Here is a 2,216-nt window from a genome sequence, read left to right as displayed (position 1 = left end):
GGGGAGTTGGACATCGAGGTCGTGGGTGAGTGCGGCGACGGCAGGCGGGCGCAGGAGCTGGCCGGGCGGTTGCTGCCCGATGTCCTGGTGACGGGGTTGCGGTTGCCGGGGCTGGACGGTGTGGAGCTGACGCGCCGGCTCGTCGGGCGGGCCGGGCCGCACGGGGTCCGTGTCGTCGTGCTCGTCGATGTCGCCTCCTGTGCCCTCGCCTTCGAGGCGCTCGGGGCGGGTGCCCGCGGACTGCTGTGCCAGGACACCGACACCGGCGAACTGCCGCGCGCGCTGCGGCTGGTCAGCGAGGGCGGGGCGCTGGTCTCCCCGCGGCTGACCCGCCCTCTGATCGACGCGTGTCTGAGCGGCCCCGGCATCCCGGACGTGCCCGCCCTGGACAACCTGACCGCACGCGAACGCGAAGTGCTGTCCCTGGTCGGCACCGGGCTCTCCACCCAGGAGATCGCCGACCGTCTCGTCGTCGCCGAGGTCACGGCCAAGACCCATGTCCGCCGCACCATGGTCAAACTGGGCGCCCGCACCCGCACCCAGCTCGTCGCCATCGCCTACGAGAGCGGCATGCTCCGCCCCCGCGTCCGGTCCTAGGGCCCGCCGGGCGCATCAGGCCGGCGTCATGGGCCCAGACACGCCCTCCCCCGAGGCTGCGCGCATCGCCGCAGTCTTTGGCAACAGGGTCTGCTCGGCGAACAGGGCGGCCGCCCGCCCACGCCGAGTTCGTCTCGTCGTTTGTCCGCGCAGAGTCACACTCATGGTGAGCCCGCTGGTGAACGGTGGGATCCCTCCTCCTGGTAGTGGCGCACGGTTGTACTCACGGGCGCGGTGCGGGTGGATGGAAGCTCACTGCGATCGAGCAGAAGGACGTCCCCGGACCCGACGAGGGCGGCGAGTAGCCAACCCCTTCACCGGTAGCCGGCAGGTCGCCTGCGAGGCCATTCGGCAACCGACACCTGGCGGCGATGGTGATACCGACATGCCTGATCGCGTCCGCGCGAACCAGCACGGTCGGGTTGTGTGTGGAAGGACTTTCGAGCATCGCCGTTCCGGGAACGCCGGGTGAAAGCCAGGGCGCCCTGGTCTCTTCCTTCTTGCTCCCCCGCGGGCGAGGAAGCCCGCTGCGCCGGCACTTCACAGAGGGTGCGGACAGCACGGCGGCTCAGGCGCCACGAACCCTGTTCGGCTTCGAGCCGACAGCCCCCCAAAGGCATGTCACAAAGAAATCCCCCTGGGGAGGCTGTCGTTGCGGATCGCAGGGCTTCTCCTGCGTATCTCACCCATCAGACCAGCCAAAGCTGCCGGACGGACTTGCCGTCACGCGACTTGAGCAGGACTTCGTTGCCATCCGCGGTCTCTCGTTCCACGAGTTCCAGAAGCGCGACCGCGCGCCGGACGGTCTCGGTGATCGAGATGCCCTTGTGTTCCTTGTACCAACGGAGCTTCGCGGCCGTGTCTTCGTTGATGTTCACGCTGAGTCGGGTGACCTGCGGTTCAGTCGTCGTCCCGGACGCAGGTGTATCCGTCGAGTGCTCGGGCATGAAGGCTCCTTGAATTTCGAAGATGTCGCACGAATGCGACCCGGACACGACAACGCTCGGGCGCCTGCCCCCGGCGTCATCGCCGGAGGCTCCCGAACGGCTTCGTGCAATCGAGTCGGCGCCCGCCCGCACATATGACCGAAGCAACCACTAGGCCTCGTTCATGCGTGGTCCCCCCACAAGGGTGCGGTGCCGGCGCTCGCGCCAACCGGTCGGCCGGGCGGAGCTCGTAGGGCATGTAAGTGACCCATCGTCGTCTCCTCAAGCGGACCCGGTGGTGCTTGGTTACGGACATGGTTCCCCGATGGGCATCCGATGTCAAGCAAATCACCATGCCATGTGCCTCAGATACACTTCGGATGCGTACCTCATGCGTATGAGATCAACATTGAATGTGTAAAAAGATCACATTAGATGTGCTAGTGTGCCGCCCAAGCACCGCTTGGGTGTCTCTGAGATGTACGGCTAGCCAAGCGCCGTCCGCGGCGACCACCCGGAGGGGACACCCCCGAATGGCAAACGATCCGAACTCCGAGTACGAGGTGCTTCACTTCGGTGCCTGGCGGTTCGTCACCCCGTTCCAGGAATGGCACAACGAACGGGCGCTGGCCAAAGTGCCTGAACGGATCCCCCACGACGGGGAGTTGACGAAGGCCAAGCGCGGGACAGCGG

At 66.9% G+C, this 2,216-nt stretch carries 2 protein-coding genes; one reads left to right on the top strand and one right to left on the bottom strand.

Annotated features, from left to right (window positions below; all coding sequences use genetic code 11):
• Nucleotides 1-597: LuxR C-terminal-related transcriptional regulator (locus tag TN53_RS40295; protein ID WP_046263837.1), on the top strand; the 597-nt coding region annotated here is incomplete at its 5' end.
• A gap of 689 nt (nucleotides 598-1,286) precedes the next feature.
• Here TN53_RS40295 and TN53_RS40290 read toward each other — a convergent pair.
• Nucleotides 1,287-1,544 carry a hypothetical protein gene (locus TN53_RS40290; RefSeq protein ID WP_046263836.1) on the bottom strand — a complete coding sequence of 86 codons (258 nt, stop codon included), beginning with the start codon at nucleotides 1,542-1,544 and terminating at the stop codon, nucleotides 1,287-1,289.
• Nucleotides 1,545-2,216: the final 672 nt, after the last annotated feature.

The sequence above is a fragment of the Streptomyces sp. WM6386 genome (assembly GCF_000972385.1).
Classification (GTDB): Bacteria; Actinomycetota; Actinomycetes; order Streptomycetales; family Streptomycetaceae; genus Streptomyces.
The sequence above is the reverse complement of the archived record's forward strand: the minus strand, read 5'-3'. Positions and strand labels throughout refer to the sequence as shown.

What these genes read in the sequence shown, in the direction of transcription:
- TN53_RS40290 (WP_046263836.1), bottom strand. Translation starts at nt 1,544, where the DNA reads ATGCCCGAGCACTCGACGGATACACCTGCGTCCGGGACGACGACTGAA.